This is a genomic window from Phenylobacterium sp. LjRoot225 (assembly GCF_964252855.1).
In the GTDB taxonomy this organism is placed as follows: Bacteria; Pseudomonadota; Alphaproteobacteria; order Caulobacterales; family Caulobacteraceae; genus Phenylobacterium.
Genome location: NZ_CAXUPL020000002.1, coordinates 843,730 through 860,459 on the forward strand (window position 1 = coordinate 843,730; position 16,730 = coordinate 860,459).

A 16,730-nucleotide genomic window follows, 5' to 3' on the forward strand; every position below is an offset into this window, starting at 1 on the left:
CGCGGCGAACTCTGTTGTTCAAACGCCAAGTTATGATATCGATACCATGATCGTGCGGTCGGTTGCAAGGACGTCGGCTGATGCAGTTTCTCGACGCCCCGGTCGCGGGCCCTGTGGCGCGACCGAATGCAGCCCGACGCGCCTTCGTGGGCGAACCGTCGCCGGCGAGCTCCCACGACCACATCGTCTGCGCCATCGCGGAGCTCGACCGGGCTGCGGAGGAGGCGTCGGCGGCTCACTGAAAGCACGGCCCTAGGGCCATTTTAGCGGCGGGCGCTTCGAGGCGTTCTAGTCCGCTTCGCCCAGTTGCCCGGTGCGGGTCCGGTCCAGTCGCGAAGGCGATAGGGTGAAGCTGAAAGTGCGGGGCGCCAGCGGGATGCGATATTTGACGTGGGCGCGTGCGGCCAGACTCCAGGTGTCGTCTCCGCCCAGGCCGACTTGAACATCGTCGATCAGCAGACTGACGTGGTCGCGTGGCTGGATGTCCGAGCTGCGCCAGCTTCCAGGCTCCCGACGCTGCAGATCCTCATAGGGGAAGGCCAGCACGTTCATCGACAGCGGTGCTCTGCCGGTGATCCGCACGCCCGGATCGTCGGCCGGTCCGATATCCATCCACCGCACGTCGACCTTGTTGCCCGTCTCCTGAGGCCGCATGAAATCGTGGTTCTGACGGGCGATCTTGCCGCGCCAAAGGCCGAGCGCGCCGCTCCATTTGCGATCGGCATAGGTCTCGTGCGGACCGCGGCCGTACCAGGCTACGTCGGTCATCCTGGCCGGCATGGCGAAGGCCAGTCCAACGCGCAGCGGATCGGGCAGGTCGTCCTTCAGGGGCGTGAAGGCGCCGGTGACCTGCACCGCACCGTCGGGCGTCATGGCGTAGGTGGTCCGGAAGCGCACCGCGCCGGCTCCGAAGCCATGGTCGACCGTCACCGCCTCACCGCCGGCGGGATCGGCGGTGACGCTGACCGATCGAACCTCGCGAGCCTCGGAGAAACGACGCCAGGCCGCATGGCTCTTTTCGACCCCGCCGGCGAGATCGTTGTCGGTCAGGGCGCGGTAGAAGTTCGGCGCGCCGCCGGACAGCAACACCTTGCCGCCGAGGGCGTAGCGCTCGACCAGGCCCGTGCTGCGATCGATGGCCAATTCGGCGCCCTTGGCCGAGAGCCGCACCATCTTGCCGTCGTCCGACACGGCGACCTTGCCGGGAACCGGCGTCGACGGCGCCGCGCCCGCCGCGCTTGGCAGGATGAACTGGTCCCAGGCGATGACCTGACCGGCGGGCACGAGCGACACTGCGCCTGCGCGAGCTTTGGCGCGCAGGCTCACGACGCGTTCGACGCCTGGGCGGCTGGGGACGGGAAGGGCGATGGCGAGCGCCCGGCTTTGCCGCGCCGCCGTGGTCAGTTCGCCCAGGTCGCCGCCTGCGACCACCTGGCCGTCCTCCATGAGCTCCCATTCGAAGGCGAAGCCCGACAGGTCGCGGAAGTCGTGTCGATTGAGGACCTTGAACTGGCCGGCGGCGGCGTCGTTCGCCTCGAAGGCGATCGGCGCATAGACCTTCTTGAGTTCATACAATTGCGGATTCGGGGCGCGGTCGGGCCGTAACAGCCCGTCGCCGAATTCAATGTCGCCGCCCGGATTGGGACCGTAATCTCCCCCGGTTTTCCAGTAATGGCGGCCAAGGCCGTCGCGGCCGTTCATGCCCTGATCGACCCAGTCCCAGACGAAGCCGCCCTGGAGCTTCTTGGGGTAGGCGTAGATCACGTCCCAGTAGTCCTTGAGCGTGCCCCCGCTGTTGCCCTGCATGTGGGCGTATTCACACTGGATCAACGGCTTGGTGAACCTGGGATCTATGGCGTAGTCGATCAACTGCTCGACCTCGTCATACATCGGCGCATAGATGTCGACATAGGCGTTGGGCACGTGCGCTTCGCCCGTCGTGCCCCATCCCAGATAGCTGATCAGCCGGCCTGGATCGCGCTTGCGGATCCAGGCGGCGGCCTTCTCGAAATTGGGACCAATCCCGGCTTCGTTGCCCAATGACCAGAAGATGATCGAGGGGTGGTTCTTGTCGCGCTCGACCATGTTGGCCACGCGGCTGAGATGGGCGGCTTCCCAGGCCGGATCGAAGCCCAGCTGATAGGCGGCGCGCCGCGCCGGGTCGTGGTTGCCCGCCTCCATGTAGGCGTGGGACTCGATGTTGGCCTCGTCCATCACATAGAGGCCGTACTCGTCGGCCAGCTCATACCAGAGTTCGGCGTTGGGATAGTGCGAAGTCCGCACCGCATTGATGTTGCTCTGCTTCATCAGCTCGATGTCGCGACGCATCGAGGCCTCGGAGATGACATGGAAGGTGTCCGGGTCGTGCTCATGCCGATTGACGCCGCGGATCATGATCGGTCGCCCGTTGACCATGACCTGGCCGTCCTTGATCTCGGCGGTTCTGAAGCCCACCCGGTTCGCCGTCGACTGGAGGACCGCGCCCTTGGAGTCGAGCACCTCGACGACGAGCGTGTAGAGGTTGGGCGTCTCGGCGCTCCAGGTGCGAACGTCCGGAATTTGGGCGGTCAGGCTGGTCTTGCCGGCGACGTTCGCGACCGCTTCCCGCGTCAGGACGGTGCGGCCACGGTCCAGCAAGGTCGCGCGGACCTTGGTTCCGGCCTTCGGTTTGAGAACGTCCACCTCGATCGCCAGTTGGCCGTCGCGATAGGTCGTGTCGAGGCTCGCCTTGGCGAAGATGTCGCGGGCCCGCGTCGTCGGCGCGGCCATCAGCCAGACGTCGCGTTCGATCCCGCTGACCCGCCAGAAATCCTGGTCCTCGAGGTAGCTGCCGTCCGACCAGCGATAGACTTCGATCGATACGTTGTTGAAACCGGAGCGCAGCAGGGAGGTGATATCGAATTCCGAGGGCAGCTTGGAATCCTCGGAGTAGCCCACCGGCTTGCCGTTGACCCAGACATAGTAGGCCGAGTTGGCCGCGCCGATGTGAAGGATGACGTCGCTGCCGCGCCAGTCGGCAGGGACCATGAAGTCGCGGCGGTAGGACCCGACCGGATTTGCAGCGTGTGGGATCAGCGGACGATTGGCCGGGAAGGGGTAGGTGATGTTGTTGTAGCGCGGCTGATCGTAGCCTTCGGCCTGCCAATCGGCCGGCACCTTGATGGTCTTCCACCCGGAAACATCGAAGTCGTCACGCCAGAAGTCCGTCGGACGCTCGTCGACGCCGGGAGAGAAGAAGAATTTCCATTCGCCGTTCAGCGTGGCGAACCGCCTGGACGCCCTCATGTCGCCCGCGAGCGCCAGGGCGCGGTCCTCAAACGGAAAACCGGTCGCGCGCGCTGGAAGTTTGTTGCGGGCGAAGACGGCTGGGTTTTCCCAATCCGGGCGGTCGGCGCTCGCCTGCGGCTCAATCGGCGCCGCGACTTCGGCCAGACACGGCCCGCCGAGGGCCAGGGCGCAGGCGGCGCTGATGGTCAGGTGGGCGCGAAGGCGCTTCATCGCAGGTCTCCGAATGTGTGGGGCGGGGCGGCCCCACAACGGCGCGTGGCCGACGCCGACGCGCCGGCCGGGCGGCCGAAAAAGAGTGGGGAGCGCAGTCGAAGCTACGCTCCCCAGAAGGGCTGGGGGGAGGCAGCCCGGCCCTAACCTCCGAAGCGGTAGCGCAGGCCCACGCTGTAGATGCGACCGTTCAGATACCCCTGGCGCAGGATGCCGGAGTCGTAACCGTTGTCGGGCTCGCCCACGTAGCGGTTGGGCGCCTTGTTCAGAAGGTTGGACGCGTTGAGCGACAGCGTGAGGCTCTTGTTCAGGTTGAAGTTCACCGACGCGTCCAGCAGGCCATAGCCCTTGATGTAGCGCCCGTCGATTGGGTTGGCGGACGTGCCGAAAAGCACGAAGTCGGAGCGGTAGGTGTAGACCAGCCGCGCCGAGACGAGGTCGTTCTCGTAGAGGCCGGCCACGTTCCAGCTGATGTTCGACTGGAACGGCTGGCGCGTGACGACCCGCCGGCCGCTCAGCATCACCGGCAGTTCGGTCTTCACATAGCTGAAGGAGCCCTGGACGCCGAAGTTCTTGAACTGACCCGGCAGGAAGTCGAAGAAGGTCTGGGCCGCCAGCTCGACGCCCTTGGCCGAGCCCTTCTCGGCGTTGACCGAGGTGGTGATGCGGTACTGCCCCGCCGGACAGTTGTTCGAGATCGTTCCCGTATAGGCGGGCGCGTTCGGCACGGTCAGGCAGGTGTCCGCGCCGAGCACGAAGCCGTCGATCTTCTTGTAGAACAGAGCCGCCGAGGCGTAGCCGTTCGAGGAGAAGTACTTCTCGAAGGACAGATCGAAGCTGTCGGCCGTGAAGGGCTTGAGATTGGGGTTGCCGCCGTTGCCAAGGCCCGTGAAGCTGTTGACCGTGATGCTCGGGGTCAGGTCGCCGGACGACGGCCGGGTCAGCCCCTTGCCGTAGCCGAACCGCAGCAGGGTATCGGGCGTGAAATAGTAGGCGACGTTGAAGGTCGGCAGGACGTTTGTGTAGGACGTGTCGGCGCTGGACCCGACGATCGCCGGGACGGCGCCGGTTGTGTCCAGCACCCGCCCTTGGGTCGTCAGCTCGGTCCTGACGAACCGGACCCCGGCGCTGCCCCGCACCTTGTCGTCCAGCAGGGCGAAGTCGGCGACGGCATAGGCCGCGTAGGTCTTCTCCTGCTGCACGCGCTGCGCGAGCAGATTTTCCGGGATCGAGCTGTCGGCTGGGATGCCGGCGAGCGGGAAGCGGTTGCGGACGTTGTCGTCCAGCAGCATGTCCGGCGTGAACACCAGATAGCCGCCGCTGTAGCCGGCTTGGCCGTCGAACCAGTTGGTCGGCGACTGGCCCACCAGATCCGCCGCGCCGGTGGCGAAGATCGCATTGGACTGGGCGGCGTTGAGCGCCTGGCCGTCGGTGGTCAGCGGCCGCCCGCCGTAGGAGAAGTTCGAGAACTTCGACTTGGTCGACGAGACCCGCGCGCCGACCTTGATGTCCTGGATGAAGCCGGAGTCGAGGTCGTACTTGACGTCCACGCGGCCGGCGAGGCCCTGGTCGTGGTAAACGAGATGGGTGCCGTTGTCGTAGTTGCGGAACACCCAGGTGGCGGGACTGGCGAGGTCCGGCCCTGAGATGGCTAGGCTCTGCGGCACGCCGATAGCGCGGGTGATGTCCCACGCCAGGCCGTTGCGCGGCGCCATGGTGACGGCGCGGTTGTCCTGAGTCTGCTTGGCGGCCACATAGCTGACGTCGAAGTCCACGGAGAGCCGGTCCGTCGGCGTCCACTTGGCGCCCGTGCCGAGCACCCAGGTGGTGTAGGGCCGGTGTTCATCGCCGCCGATGCTGCTGACGCCAGAGCCAAGGAAGGTCCCGCTGGCGAACTTTTGCCCGGCCAGCACGGCGTCCTCGCCGCCGTTGAGGTTCCGGTTGGCGAGCCCCTCGGTGAGGCTGAAGGGGACCGTCTTCAGGTTCTGGGCGTAGCGGCTGTCCGCCGTCGTCAGGAACCGATAGTTCTGGTGGTAAAGGTAATAGGAGTAGGTGCTGTCGACGTAGAGCTCGAGATTGGAGCTCGGCTTCCACTGGAAGGCGCCGTTGAAACCCTTGCGGACCCGCCGGATGTCCTCCTGGAAGACGTTGGTGGTGACCCCGGCCAGGGTGACTAGGTTCTGCCGGTCGGCGGCGGACAGCGTCAGCGGATCAACGTCGGCAAGGTAGGTGACGTCGGATCGGCCGACATACGCGCGGTTCAGGCTGGTGTTAGCCGCGTATTCGGCGCTGTCGGCGCGGATCGGGCGACGCAGTTGGGTCCCGCCGGGGCCCGGGCTGTTGTCGGAGCGGTTGAAGCTGCGCTGCTGGTTAAACGCCAGCAGCAGCCCCATCTCGCCGTCGCCGACCTTCCAGCGATTGGAGATCAGGCCGAAGTAATCGGGCTGGGTGCTCTTGGCGAGGTCGTTGTAGCGCGCCGTAACCGCAGCGCTGCCGGCCAGGCCCTTGAAGTCGAACGGCCGGCGCGTGCGTACATTGACTAGGCCACCGATGCCGCCCTCGATGTGCTCTGCCGAGGGGTTCTTGTAAACGTCGAGACCCGCGACCATCCCGGGGATGGCGCTCTCGATGTTGAACTCGCGGCTGCCGGCAGTGAAGTAGGCCCGGCCGTCCACCTGGGACGCGGTCTGGCCGGAGAGGCCGCGGATGGTCAGGCCGCTGCCCGACCCTACGGGGGAGGCGCCTTCGCCGCCATAACGATAGCCCTGAACGCCGGGGATCCGTGTCAGCGTTTCGGCGACATTGGAGTCGGGCAGCTTGCCGATGTCTTCCGCGCGGATGGAGTCGACGATCTCCATCGTCTGCTGCTTCATCTCCACGGCCGACTGCAGGCTCTTCTTCATGCCCGTGACGACCACCTCTTCGACGGTCTGAGCCTCGTCAGCCGCGGCGGCCAGGGCCGGCGAGCCGCAGGCGCAGATCGCGCTCGAGGCGAGCAGGAGCGCCGCAAGGCGACGGCGGCGAGGCGTAGCTGATGCCGAAATTGAACCCATCTGTCTCCCCCCAAGGGAATGCGGTCGTGTACCCGACCCGTTATGTCAGACATGATAACGATACCACGTTGAGGCACAAGCGGTTTGTTTACGACTTCGCCTCCCCAAATTCAGGGAGAAACGCCGACTCACCTCTGGATAATTGCCGGACAATTGCGCAACCATCGGCAGGCGGGAAAGCCTCGGCTTCCCACTGGAGGTCACGACCTGTTCCCGGCTCGGCGGCGGGGCGTTCACGACGCGACGCCTCTCGACTTGCGGCGCGAGATATCGATATCATCACTTGCGGAAAAGCGCGACTGTCGCGGATTGACGTAGAGAAGAGCGGACCCGAGTCCACCCGGAGCAACTTTAGATCGTCTGGGCCCGAGGCCCGACGGAAGGAAAGCGGAGGCAATGGTGGCGAAGGCCGGCCGTTCCAAGGACGGCGCCACGATCTATGACGTGGCCAAGCACGCCGGCGTCGGTTCGATGACCGTCTCGCGCGTGATCAATGGCGGCCATCGCGTCAGCCCGGAGATGATGGCGCGCGTGCAAGCCTCCATCAAGGCGCTCAACTACACGCCCAACCTGGCGGCCCGCAGCACGCGTTCGGGCCAGACCCCGATCCGCGTCGGCGTGCTCTATTCAAACCCGTCGGCCGCCTACCTCAATGAGGTCATGTTGGGCGGGCTCCAAGAGAGTACGCGGCAGGGAAGCCAGTTCGTCCTGGAAACGTGCGACGGCCTCGCGAGTCAGCGCGCCGCCGTGAAGCGGCTGCTTCAATCCGGCGTCGACGCGATCCTGCTTCCGCCGCCCCTGTGCGACAACAAGGCCACGGTCGACCTAATCGCGGCCGAGAGCGTGATCCCGCTCGCTTTTGCGACGGCGAGGCCGAATCCGGCCGTCTCGTCCGTGCGGATCGACGACTTCGCCGGCGCGCTTGCGATGACCCGACGGCTGATCGACCTCGGGCACACGGACATAGGATTCATCAAGGGCGACCCGCAGCACACCCCGACCGAGCTCCGGCTCGAAGGCTTCCTGCAGGCCATGGCGGACGCGGGGTTGAAGGTCCGGCCCGATCGGCTGGCGGAGGGCAAGTTCACTTACCGCTCCGGACTTGCGGCCGCCCGACGCCTGCTACAGCGCGAGGACCGCCCCACGGCCATCTTCGCCAGCAATGACGACATGGCCGCCGCCGCCATGGCGGTGGCCCACGGCCTGCACCTCGACGTGCCGAAGGACCTGTCCATCTGCGGGTTCGACGACACGCCGGTGGCGACCATCATCTGGCCTCAGCTCACCACCGTCCATCAGCCCGTGGTCGCCATGGGCAGCGCGGCGGTCGCGATCCTCTGCGACCTGGTCCGCGCTCAGCGGACGGGGCTGAAACCTCAGCCCGTGCAGAAGCTCATGGAGTTCAAACTGGTGGAACGGGACTCCACCGCCGCGCCCCCGCCCCTGCGGCGCGAGAAGAAACGGAGGACTTCCCCGTCGCCCTAGCCGCGGGGCGCTATGCGCCCTCGGGGCTTGTGCTCGACACCGGGGCCGCCTGGCTTGGCCACAGGCGCGCCGCGCCTCTCACGCCCGAGGAATCCCCCCACTTCGCCGGCGCGATCCGCGCCGACCAGCGATCCGAGAAGACGCGCCGTTCGATGACCTGGGGCAGACGCTCATAGAGTTCGGCGACGTTGGACATGCCGCCCCCCAGGACGATCACGTCCGGATCCACCATGTTGCACACCACCGCAATGGCGCGGCCCAGGCGATCCACGTAGCGGTCGAAGGCGGCGACAGCGCCAGGCTCCCCCGCACGGAACCGCGTGACAACCTCCTCGGCGACGACGCCCGGCGCGACCTGCTCGGCGTAGTCGCGCTGCAGGCCGGTCCCGGAGACCCAGGTCTCCAGGCAGCCATGCTGGCCGCACCAGCATCGCGGTCCTGGGCTTTCGTCCGGGGCGGGCCAGGGCAGAGGCGTGTGCCCCCATTCCCCCGCGATGCCGTTATGGCCCTCGACCAGCGCGCCGCCCACCACGAGACCGCCCCCGCAGCCCGTGCCGGCGACGACGGCGAACGCCACGGCGGCGCCGGCCGCCGCGCCGTCGGCGGCTTCCGAAAGGGCCAGGCAGTTGGCGTCATTGGCGAGCCGGATCTCGCGACCGAGCGCGGCGCCAAGGTCTTCCCCGAACCGGCGGCCGTTGAGGTAGACCGAATTGGCGTTGCGCATCACCCCGGTGCTGGGGGAGATCGATCCTGGGCAGCCGACTCCGACTGAGCCCGGCGCCTGCACGGCCTGCTCGACGCCTGCGACGAGATCCCGAACGGCCCGGATCGCGGCGTCGTAAGAGTCCGGGGTCGGCGACCGTTGACGCGCCAGAAAGGCGCCGGACGCGTCCAGCGCCGCCGCCTCGATCTTGGTGCCGCCAAAATCGATTCCGATCTGAATCACCAATAGGGCTCCCAGTCACGAGTCAGGCGCACGAGCGCCTCAAGGAAGAAGTAGTCGCCCCAGATGCAGGCCTCATCGACGCCGATGCGGTTGGGCATGTGGTAGACGCCGTGCGCGAGCACGCCGGTTCCGGGCTCGGCGCGCGGCAGCAGGTAGTGGGCGCCGAGCGTGTCGACGATCGCCAGCGCCGCCGCCTGATAGGCGGTGCGGTCCGGGTCCGACGGAGGCAAGGCGCCTGCCAGCTCCAGGAGGCCGCAGGCGGCGATGGCCGCGGCCGAGCTGTCGCGAGGGTGCGGCGGGCCGGTGAACACCAGGTCCCAGCAGCAGATGAGATCCTCCGGCAGGCGATTGAGGAAGTAGTTGGCGAGTTGCGCAGCGAGTTGCAGCAGGGCCGGATCGGCCTTGTTCCGATGCGCAAGGGCGAAGCCTGCGATCCCCCACGCCTGGCCGCGGGCCCAGCAGGAGGAGTCGTCATATCCCTGGTGCGTCTTGCCGCCGACAGGCGCCCCGCTCTTCGGGTCCATGAAGTAGGTGTGAAAGGTGGAGCCGTCGGCCCGCACGATGTAGCGCACCGCCTGTTCGATGTGGGTGTCCGCCGCGCTCGCGTACTTCCGGTCGCCGGTGATCCGACTCGCCCAATAGAGCAGCGGCAGGTTGAGGTTGCAGTCGATGATCATGCGACCGGCCTGTCCAGGGTCGCTCAGATCGCCCCACGCCTGGATGATGCCGGCGGTCGGCAGGTAGCGCCGGAGCAGGACGTCGGCGGCCTCGCGAGCCGTGTCGCGCGCGTCGGCGTCGCCGGTCAGCTTCCAGGCGGCGACGCAGGAGAGCGAGTAGAGGAAGCCGAGGTCGTGATGGTCGATGTTCACCCGGCCATCCAGCCGCAGCCGGAAGCTGCGGACCTGGCGATCGGCTGCCTCGCGATAGCGCGGCTCGCCGCTGACTTCGTAGGCGAGCCAGAGCATCCCGGTCCAGAAGCCGTTGGTCCACTCGACGTTGCCGATGGCCGGATAGACGCCGCCGACGCTGGAGGGCGCCGGGAAGGCATGGGTGAACACCGCGAGATTGTCGTCGATGCGAGCCAGCACCTCGGCGATCACGGCCTGCAGCCGTTCACGGCTCGGAGCGGGCCGCAGACAGACCTCCCTGCGGCGCAGCAGGGGTTCGCGGGCGCGGAAGTCTGGAGTGGGCATAGGGGGCGTCACAGCTGCGCTAGGTCGGCTTGCGGGAGTGGAGGCAGGCGCTCTCCGCCACCCTGACGCGGCGGAGTGGCCGAAAGGCTGAACAGGGAGACCAGCCAGAAGATCGCGGCCGCGGCGGCGATCAGCAGGTAGGTGGCCGGGAAGCCGAAGCGGTCGTAGCCGAGGCCGACAATCGGGGACAGCGCGGCGAGGCCGAGCGAATGGCCGAAGCTCACACCCACCAGATAGATGCTGGACGCCAGGCGGGTGTCGAAGTTGGCCGCGATGTAACGGAAGATGGAGACCGCGAGGATCGGCAGCTCGATCGAGTGCAGCATCTTCATGGCCGAAATCGCCGCCGGCCCCGAGACCAGGCCGGAGCCGGCGATCCGCACGATCATGATGGCGGCCGCGAGGAGCAGGCCCCGCTTGGCGCCGGTGCGGTTCACGATGAAAGGCGCCACGAACAGCATGCCCGCCTCGACGAAGATCTGGGCCGAGTTGAGGTAGCCGAACATGGCCGCGCCCTGGCGCGGATTGGCGAACTGCGAGGCGTAATAGGCGGGGAACTGCTGATCGTAGACCAGATAGAGATTGGTCACCCCGAGGATCAGCACCATGAAGCCCCAGAACTTGGGGAGCCGCAGCAGCGCCAGGGCGTCCGTCGGCTTCAACGCCTGGGTGTCGAAGGCCTCTTGCGAACTCACGGGAATTCGGGCGAACGCCAGGACGGGCAACAGCAACAGGCCCGCGGCGGACGCCAAGGCGAAGTTGATCGCCGGATCGATGCTGAACAACCGGCCTGAGAACAGGGCCGCGGCCGCGAAGCCGAGCGAGCCCCAAAGCCGCGCCCGGCTGTATTCGAAGCCGAATTTGCGTCCGACGCGATCGACGTAGGACTCCAGGGCGTAGCTGCCCGCGATAAAGGTGACGCCCAGATAGGCGCCGCCGACCAAGGCGCCCGCGACCAGGTGCGCCTTCAGCAAGGGGCCGTAGATGAAGATGAAGAAGACGCCCGAGAACAGGACCAGGACGGCGATGATCCACAAGATCGTCTTCCTGAGCCCGACCTTGTCGCCGATGAAGCCGTAGAGCGGCTGGAAGCACATGGCGAAGGCGAAGTTGGCGGCGAAGACCAACCCCGTCTGTGCCCCGTTCAGGCCGAGGGGCCCCTTAAGCCACAGCGCGAGCAGCGACACGCCCGTCGCCTGGGCGAAGAAATAGAGGAAGAGGAAGGCGCTCAGGAGCGCGTAGATCCGCCTTGACGTCACTTCGGCCCCTCCTCCCCTCCGCATGTTGTTCGCCCCCTGCACGCTTCCGCGCGTCTCAGACTCTTATAGATCCGCCATGATATCGATACCAGAGAAACTTTTGTCGACAGGAGCGGCGGCGCACCGTCCAGAACGCCTGGACGGTGCGTCCGCCGCCCTCCCCTCACCGAATGTCGAGCATCACCACCGACTTGGGCGGCAGAGCCACGGTGAGCGTTCCGTTCGCCAGCGTCGCGCCGGTGAAGGGCGCAGGCTTCAAGGCGTCCGGAGCCTCGAAGGTATTGTGCGCATCCAAGCTCGCGGCGGTGAGGATCCTGCCAGCCACGCTTGTGGCGCCGACGCCGTCGAGCTTGATCGTCAGCACGTCGGATCGGTTGGGGTCGACGTTGGTCAGCCCGACGTGCACGACGCCCTTCGCATCCCGCACGGCCGAGGCGCTCACCGCCTTCAACGTCCACTCGTTCTTGCTGTACCAGCGGGACTGAACGTCGACGGGCAGCACCGTCGCGTCCTGATAGTCCTTGTACATGTCGAAGACCCAGTAAGTCGGCGTCTTCACCATGCGCGCGCCGTCGGTCAACAGCATCGCTTGCAGCACATTGACCATCTGCGCGATGTTGGCGCCCCGCACGCGATCAGTGTGGCGCGCGAAGATGTCGAAGTTCAGGCTGGTGACCAGCGCGTCGCGCAAGGTGTTCTGTTGATAGAGGAAGCCTGGGTTGGAGCCCGGCTCGACGTCATACCAGGTTCCCCACTCGTCGATCAGCAGCGCGACGCGTTTCTTAGGATCGTATTTGTCCATGACCCGGGCATGGCCGGTGATGATCTCGTCCATGCGCACCGTCTTGGCGAGCGTGCGCGCCCAGCCGTCCTCGTCAAAGCCCGTCGCGGCGCCCTTGTGCGACCAGGCGTAGGGGATGGTGTAGTAGTGCACGCCGATGCCGTCGAACGACCCGCCGGCCTGGCGCATCATCACCTCGGTCCAGTTGAGATCGTCCGCGTTGGCCCCGCTGGCGATCTTCATCACCCGCTGGCCGGCCGGCATTTTCACGAAGGTGCTGTATCGGCGGGTGAGGTCAGCGGCGTATTCGGGACGCATCTCGCCGCCGCAGCCCCAGAGCTCGTTGCCCAGCCCGAACATAGGGAGCTTCCAGGGCGCCTTGCGCCCGTTCGCCGCCCGCTCCTTGGCGAGGCTCGAGCCCGTCGGCGAGGTCATGTACTCGACCCATTCCGCCATCTCGAACGGCGGCGCCGAGCCGACGTTGCCGGAGACATAGGGCTCGGCCCCGATCAGCTCGGAGAAGTCCATGAACTCATGAGTCCCGAAGGCGTTGTCCTCAGTCACGCCGCCCCAGTTGGTGTTGATCTTGACCTTGCGTTTGGATCGCGGCCCCACGCCCTCGCGCCAATGATACTCGTCGGCGAAGCAGCCTCCGGGCCAGCGGACGACCGGCACGCGAATGGCCTTGAGGGCGTCGACGACGTCGCGTCGATAGCCGTTGATGTTGGGGATCTTGCTGTCCGGCCCGACCCAGACGCCGCCATAGACGCCGGTCCCAAGGTGTTCGGCGAACTGACCGAAGATCCGCCGGTCGAACTTGGGCGCGGGTTGATCGCCACGCACAGTCACCACGTCCGGGGCGGCATCGGTCGCTTGCTGCGCCGCGGCCGGCGTGGCGAGCAGGAGCGCAGCAACCGCGCTCAAAACGATACGCATCATCAAGTCTCCATTGCGCGCGCGAGGCGTGCGGTCACGGGGTCCCGCCCTCGTGGATGAGGGACGGCAGGCGATGGCGGCAGCGGCAGCAGACCAGCTCGGCGGGAGCGCGTCCTGCGCGGACACCCCGGGCGCGAAGGCGCGCGAAGCGCAGGCGAGCAACAGCGAATGCATCGCCAACAGCCTACATCCTCGACACGTTTCCCACCCGCTTGTTGTCCGACAATATATATGGGATCGATATCATGCAAGGCCCTCTCGGCGGCGCGGATCTGGCGCGCCGCGCAGCCGAGGCCGCGGCCCGGCGCGCGCCGCGCGCGCGCAGCTGGCTAGCCGTCCGAGCCCCCAAAAAATTCACCGATTCAAGGGGCGGACAGCAGCATTCGCGGAACATCGTCCGGGCGGAGAGAAGACCCGGCGCCGGCGCCGGACAGAAAAAGCGGCGCGACTATATTTTGCGCGATCACGAGCACATCGTCGTTCACCCGACTTCGTTCTAAATACCTGACAAAATCTGCAACAGTCGGTCGCAAGACATCTTGCCTTCGCCCACGCGATCGTCGATATCCTGCGGGTGCGGCCTGTCCGCATTTGGTTTGGGCGGCGTTGGGAGGGCGCGGTTGGCTGAAGTTAAGCGTCGTGAACCGGCTCATGCGAAGATCTCAAAAGACCTCGGCGTCGCCATTGTCACCGGTCGTTATCCGCCCGGTCACCACCTCCCCGGCGAGGTCGAATTTGCCGAACAACTGGGCGTGTCGCGCAGTGTCGTGCGCGAGGCCTTTCGCACGCTCTCGGCGAATGGAATGCTCGAGAGCCGGCCGAAGGCCGGGACCCGGGTTCGGGATCGCAGCCATTGGAACCTGCTCTCCCCCGACCTCCTCGCCTGGATGTTCGAAGGCGCGCCGCCGCTCGGATTTGTGAGGAGCCTTTTTCAGCTCCGGATGATCGTCGAACCCGCCGCGGCGGAACTGGCGGCCGTCGGCCGCACGTCTCGCCAGCTTTCCCGGATGGGCCATGCGCTCGAGATGATGGCGCAGCACGGACTGGCGACCCAAGAGGGCCAGGACGCAGACCAGCGGTTCCACGCCGCAATTCTTGAGGCGACCGGGAACGAACTGCTGGTCACGCTCTCCGGCAGCATCGCGGCGGCGGTCCGCTGGACCACCTATTTCAAATACAGAACCAGCCGCCACCCCCGCGATCCGATCCCGCAGCACCGGGAGCTGTTCGAGGCGATCGCCAACAGCGACGCAGCGGCGGCGCGCCAGGCGACCGAAGTGCTGGTGCGCCAGGCGCAGATAGACACCGAAGCCGCGCTCAATGCGCAACCGCTCGCCGCCGCTCCGCGGGCGTGATCGTCGCCGGCGAGGGCCGCAATCAACGCGCCGTCGAAATGCGGAATATCATGCGGTGGTGATAGGGCCTGCCCGGCTCGATCCGCGCCGAGGCGAACGACGGCTGATTGGGCGCGTTCGGGAACTTCTGCGGCTCCAGCGCGATCCCGTCGCCCATCCGGTACACGTGGCCCCCTTTGCCGACATAGGTCCCGTCAAGAAAGTTGCCGCTGTAGAGCTGTAGTCCTGGCTCGGTGCTCAGCACCTCCAGGACGCGCCCCGAGACGGGGTCCTCCAGGCGCGCGGCGAGCTTCGGTTGGGCGGTGAGGCCGGCGTCGAGCGCGAAATTGTGGTCGTATCCGCGGCCGATGACGACCTGCGGATCGCGACCGTCACGAACCCCATCCGCCAGGATACGCCCCTGAGTGAAGTCAAACACCGTCCCTGCGACCGCCTTCAGCTCCCCCGTCGGGATCAGAGCCGCGTCGACTGGCGTGTAGCGGCTCGCCGGAATGGTCAATCGATAGCCGAGCACATCGTCGCCGGAGCCCTCGCCAGCAAGGTTCAAGATGGCGTGGTTGGTCATGTTCACGAGGGTTGGGACGTCGCTCGTGGCGTCATAGTCGATCGTCAGCGAGCCCTTGTCGTCCAGCGTATAGGTCGCCGTCGCCTGGACAGCGCCAGGATAGCCCTGGTCCCCAGCCGGACTGGTCAGCCCCAAGGTGACGCTCGCGCCGGCGGCGCCCTGCTTGACCGACAATATCCGCCAAGGCAGCCGGTCAAATCCCCGGACCCCGCCATGCAGGGAGTTGGTCTTGTCGTTGAGCGCCAGCTGGTAGGACTTGCCGTCCAGGGCGAAGCGCCCGCCGGCGATGCGGTTGGCGTAGCGTCCGACCGTCACGCCGAAATAGTTTGGGTGATCGACGTAGCCGGCGAGATCGTCATAGCCGAGCTCGAGGTCGGCGATACGGCCATGGCGATCGGGCGCCTTGAAGGCCTGCAGCGTCGCGCCGAAGGAAATGATCCGCGCGCTGACGCCGTTTGCGCCCGTCAACGTCACCGCCTCGACGACCGTCCCATCGGCGAGCGTGCCGAACGGCTCGCGCTGGGCGGTGGCGGCGGATGCGGGGTTGGCGCACGCAAGGGCGCCGGCCGCACAAACCGAGATAAGAAGCGCCCTCACCCTGCTCATCAATTCCCTCCCGCGATGTCCAGTACGAGCGGATCCGCCGGTTGCGGCGAGATATAGTCAGACATAATAAAGCGACACAAGCGACTAAACGTCAGGCGCAGCCCGATCGCGCGAGCGGCAGCCGCTGACCCGGCACATCGACCTCGAAGGCGAACAGACCGCCAGCCTCGGGCTGGGCCGCCAGCGCCGCCTCGGCGAGCCCAATGCTGGCGGTGGTGACATAGGCGGTCTTGAGGTGGGCGCCGCCGAGCGCGACCTTGGTGACATTGGCGGTCGGCAGCCGCACTTCGCGCCGCAGCTCGCCGCCGGGCGCATAGCAGCGTGCGCACCAGCCGCCCCAAAGGCCGACCCAGACATTGCCAGCCGAGTCGGCGGTGACCCCGTCGGGATTGCCGTGCGTGGGGTCGATGCGCACGAACTCTCGCGCCGGCCCGGTCGTCCCGTCGGCCGCCACCGGTATGGCGTGAATGACCCCGGCCAAAGTGTCGACGTGGTAGAGGGTTCGTCCGTCCGGGGAGAGGCCCGGACCATTGGTGATGGTCACCGGCGCAATCGCGGTCGCCGTCACCCGCCGGCCGTCGAAGCGATGGACGCGGCCTGAGGCCTGCCGTTCGCCGTCGTCCATCGAGCCGAACCAGATGACCCCGTCCGGGCCGACCGTGGCGTCGTTGAGCCGGTTACCGGGGAGATCCGGCTCGACGTCGGCGAGGGGGTCAAAGGCGCCCGTTACGGGATCGAAGCGGGCGAGCCCGCTCTGCAACCCGACGATGAAGCGGCCGTCATCGGCGGGAAGCACCCAGCCGACTTGCGCCGGCGCGGACCAGCTCGCCACCTCACCCGAGGCCGGCTCATAGCGAAGCACCAGCCGCCGCTTGATATCGACGAACCACAGCGTGCCGGAACGTGCGTCCCAGGCCGGACCTTCCCCGAGCAGGGCGCCGCCAGCCCAGACGGTGCGAACCTCCGCGTGCATCCGATGACTCCTCGGTTTCCAGCTCGACAGCTGTTGTCGCGCCGGTTACCGCCCCCTGTAGCTGAGCATAAGTCTGACAT

12 protein-coding genes are annotated in these 16,730 nt (G+C 66.8%); 4 read left to right on the forward strand and 8 right to left on the reverse strand.

What is annotated here, in order from left to right; all coding sequences use genetic code 11:
• Positions 1 to 80: 80 nt before the first annotated feature.
• Positions 81 to 242, forward strand: coding sequence for a hypothetical protein (locus ACSQ2B_RS14270; protein WP_436050759.1), 162 nt, complete (start codon positions 81 to 83; stop codon positions 240 to 242).
• A 46-nt stretch (positions 243 to 288) separates the two neighbouring features.
• On the opposite strand, the gene ACSQ2B_RS14275 is transcribed toward ACSQ2B_RS14270, so the two are convergent.
• Positions 289 to 3,498 (reverse strand): glycoside hydrolase family 2 TIM barrel-domain containing protein, encoded by a 3,210-nt coding sequence (locus ACSQ2B_RS14275; protein ID WP_436050760.1) that lies wholly within the window; start codon positions 3,496 to 3,498, stop codon positions 289 to 291.
• Between the two features lie 143 nt (positions 3,499 to 3,641).
• Positions 3,642 to 6,551 carry a TonB-dependent receptor gene (locus ACSQ2B_RS14280; protein ID WP_436050761.1) on the reverse strand — a complete coding sequence of 970 codons (2,910 nt, stop codon included), beginning with the start codon at positions 6,549 to 6,551 and terminating at the stop codon, positions 3,642 to 3,644.
• A gap of 396 nt (positions 6,552 to 6,947) precedes the next feature.
• Between ACSQ2B_RS14280 and ACSQ2B_RS14285 the strand changes: the two genes are divergently transcribed.
• Positions 6,948 to 8,036, forward strand: coding sequence for a LacI family DNA-binding transcriptional regulator (locus ACSQ2B_RS14285; RefSeq protein WP_436050762.1), 1,089 nt, complete (start codon positions 6,948 to 6,950; stop codon positions 8,034 to 8,036).
• Between the two features lie 10 nt (positions 8,037 to 8,046).
• Here the strand turns inward: ACSQ2B_RS14285 and ACSQ2B_RS14290 are convergent, their stop codons facing one another.
• The 4 genes from ACSQ2B_RS14290 to ACSQ2B_RS14305 all read right to left on the reverse strand — a co-directional run bounded on the left by ACSQ2B_RS14290 (position 8,047) and on the right by ACSQ2B_RS14305 (position 13,154).
• A complete protein-coding gene (locus ACSQ2B_RS14290; protein ID WP_436050763.1) occupies positions 8,047 to 8,982 on the reverse strand; it encodes an ROK family protein in 936 nt (311 codons plus the stop codon).
• Positions 8,979 to 10,175, reverse strand: coding sequence for a glycoside hydrolase family 88 protein (locus tag ACSQ2B_RS14295; RefSeq protein ID WP_436050765.1), 1,197 nt, complete (start codon positions 10,173 to 10,175; stop codon positions 8,979 to 8,981). The genes ACSQ2B_RS14290 and ACSQ2B_RS14295 overlap by 4 nt, the downstream gene beginning before the upstream one ends.
• A gap of 8 nt (positions 10,176 to 10,183) precedes the next feature.
• The gene (locus tag ACSQ2B_RS14300; RefSeq protein ID WP_436050766.1) at positions 10,184 to 11,434 is read right to left on the reverse strand and encodes an oligosaccharide MFS transporter; all 1,251 of its coding nucleotides are present in this window, start codon (positions 11,432 to 11,434) and stop codon (positions 10,184 to 10,186) included.
• Between the two features lie 163 nt (positions 11,435 to 11,597).
• Positions 11,598 to 13,154 (reverse strand): alpha-N-arabinofuranosidase, encoded by a 1,557-nt coding sequence (locus tag ACSQ2B_RS14305; RefSeq protein ID WP_436050767.1) that lies wholly within the window; start codon positions 13,152 to 13,154, stop codon positions 11,598 to 11,600.
• Between the two features lie 242 nt (positions 13,155 to 13,396).
• Here ACSQ2B_RS14305 and ACSQ2B_RS14310 point away from each other — a divergent pair, with 242 nt between their 5' ends.
• On the forward strand, positions 13,397 to 13,651 hold the full coding sequence (locus ACSQ2B_RS14310) for a hypothetical protein (RefSeq protein WP_436050768.1): 255 nt from the start codon (positions 13,397 to 13,399) through the stop codon (positions 13,649 to 13,651).
• 39 nt (positions 13,652 to 13,690) lie between these two features.
• Positions 13,691 to 14,506 carry a FadR/GntR family transcriptional regulator gene (locus tag ACSQ2B_RS14315; RefSeq protein WP_436050769.1) on the forward strand — a complete coding sequence of 272 codons (816 nt, stop codon included), beginning with the start codon at positions 13,691 to 13,693 and terminating at the stop codon, positions 14,504 to 14,506.
• Between the two features lie 22 nt (positions 14,507 to 14,528).
• Here ACSQ2B_RS14315 and ACSQ2B_RS14320 read toward each other — a convergent pair whose 3' ends face one another.
• Positions 14,529 to 15,677, reverse strand: a complete 1,149-nt coding sequence (locus ACSQ2B_RS14320; RefSeq protein WP_436050771.1) for an aldose epimerase family protein — start codon at positions 15,675 to 15,677, stop codon at positions 14,529 to 14,531.
• A gap of 91 nt (positions 15,678 to 15,768) precedes the next feature.
• Entirely contained in the window at positions 15,769 to 16,650 is an 882-nt protein-coding gene (locus tag ACSQ2B_RS14325; RefSeq protein WP_436050772.1) for an SMP-30/gluconolactonase/LRE family protein, read from the reverse strand.
• Positions 16,651 to 16,730: the final 80 nt, after the last annotated feature.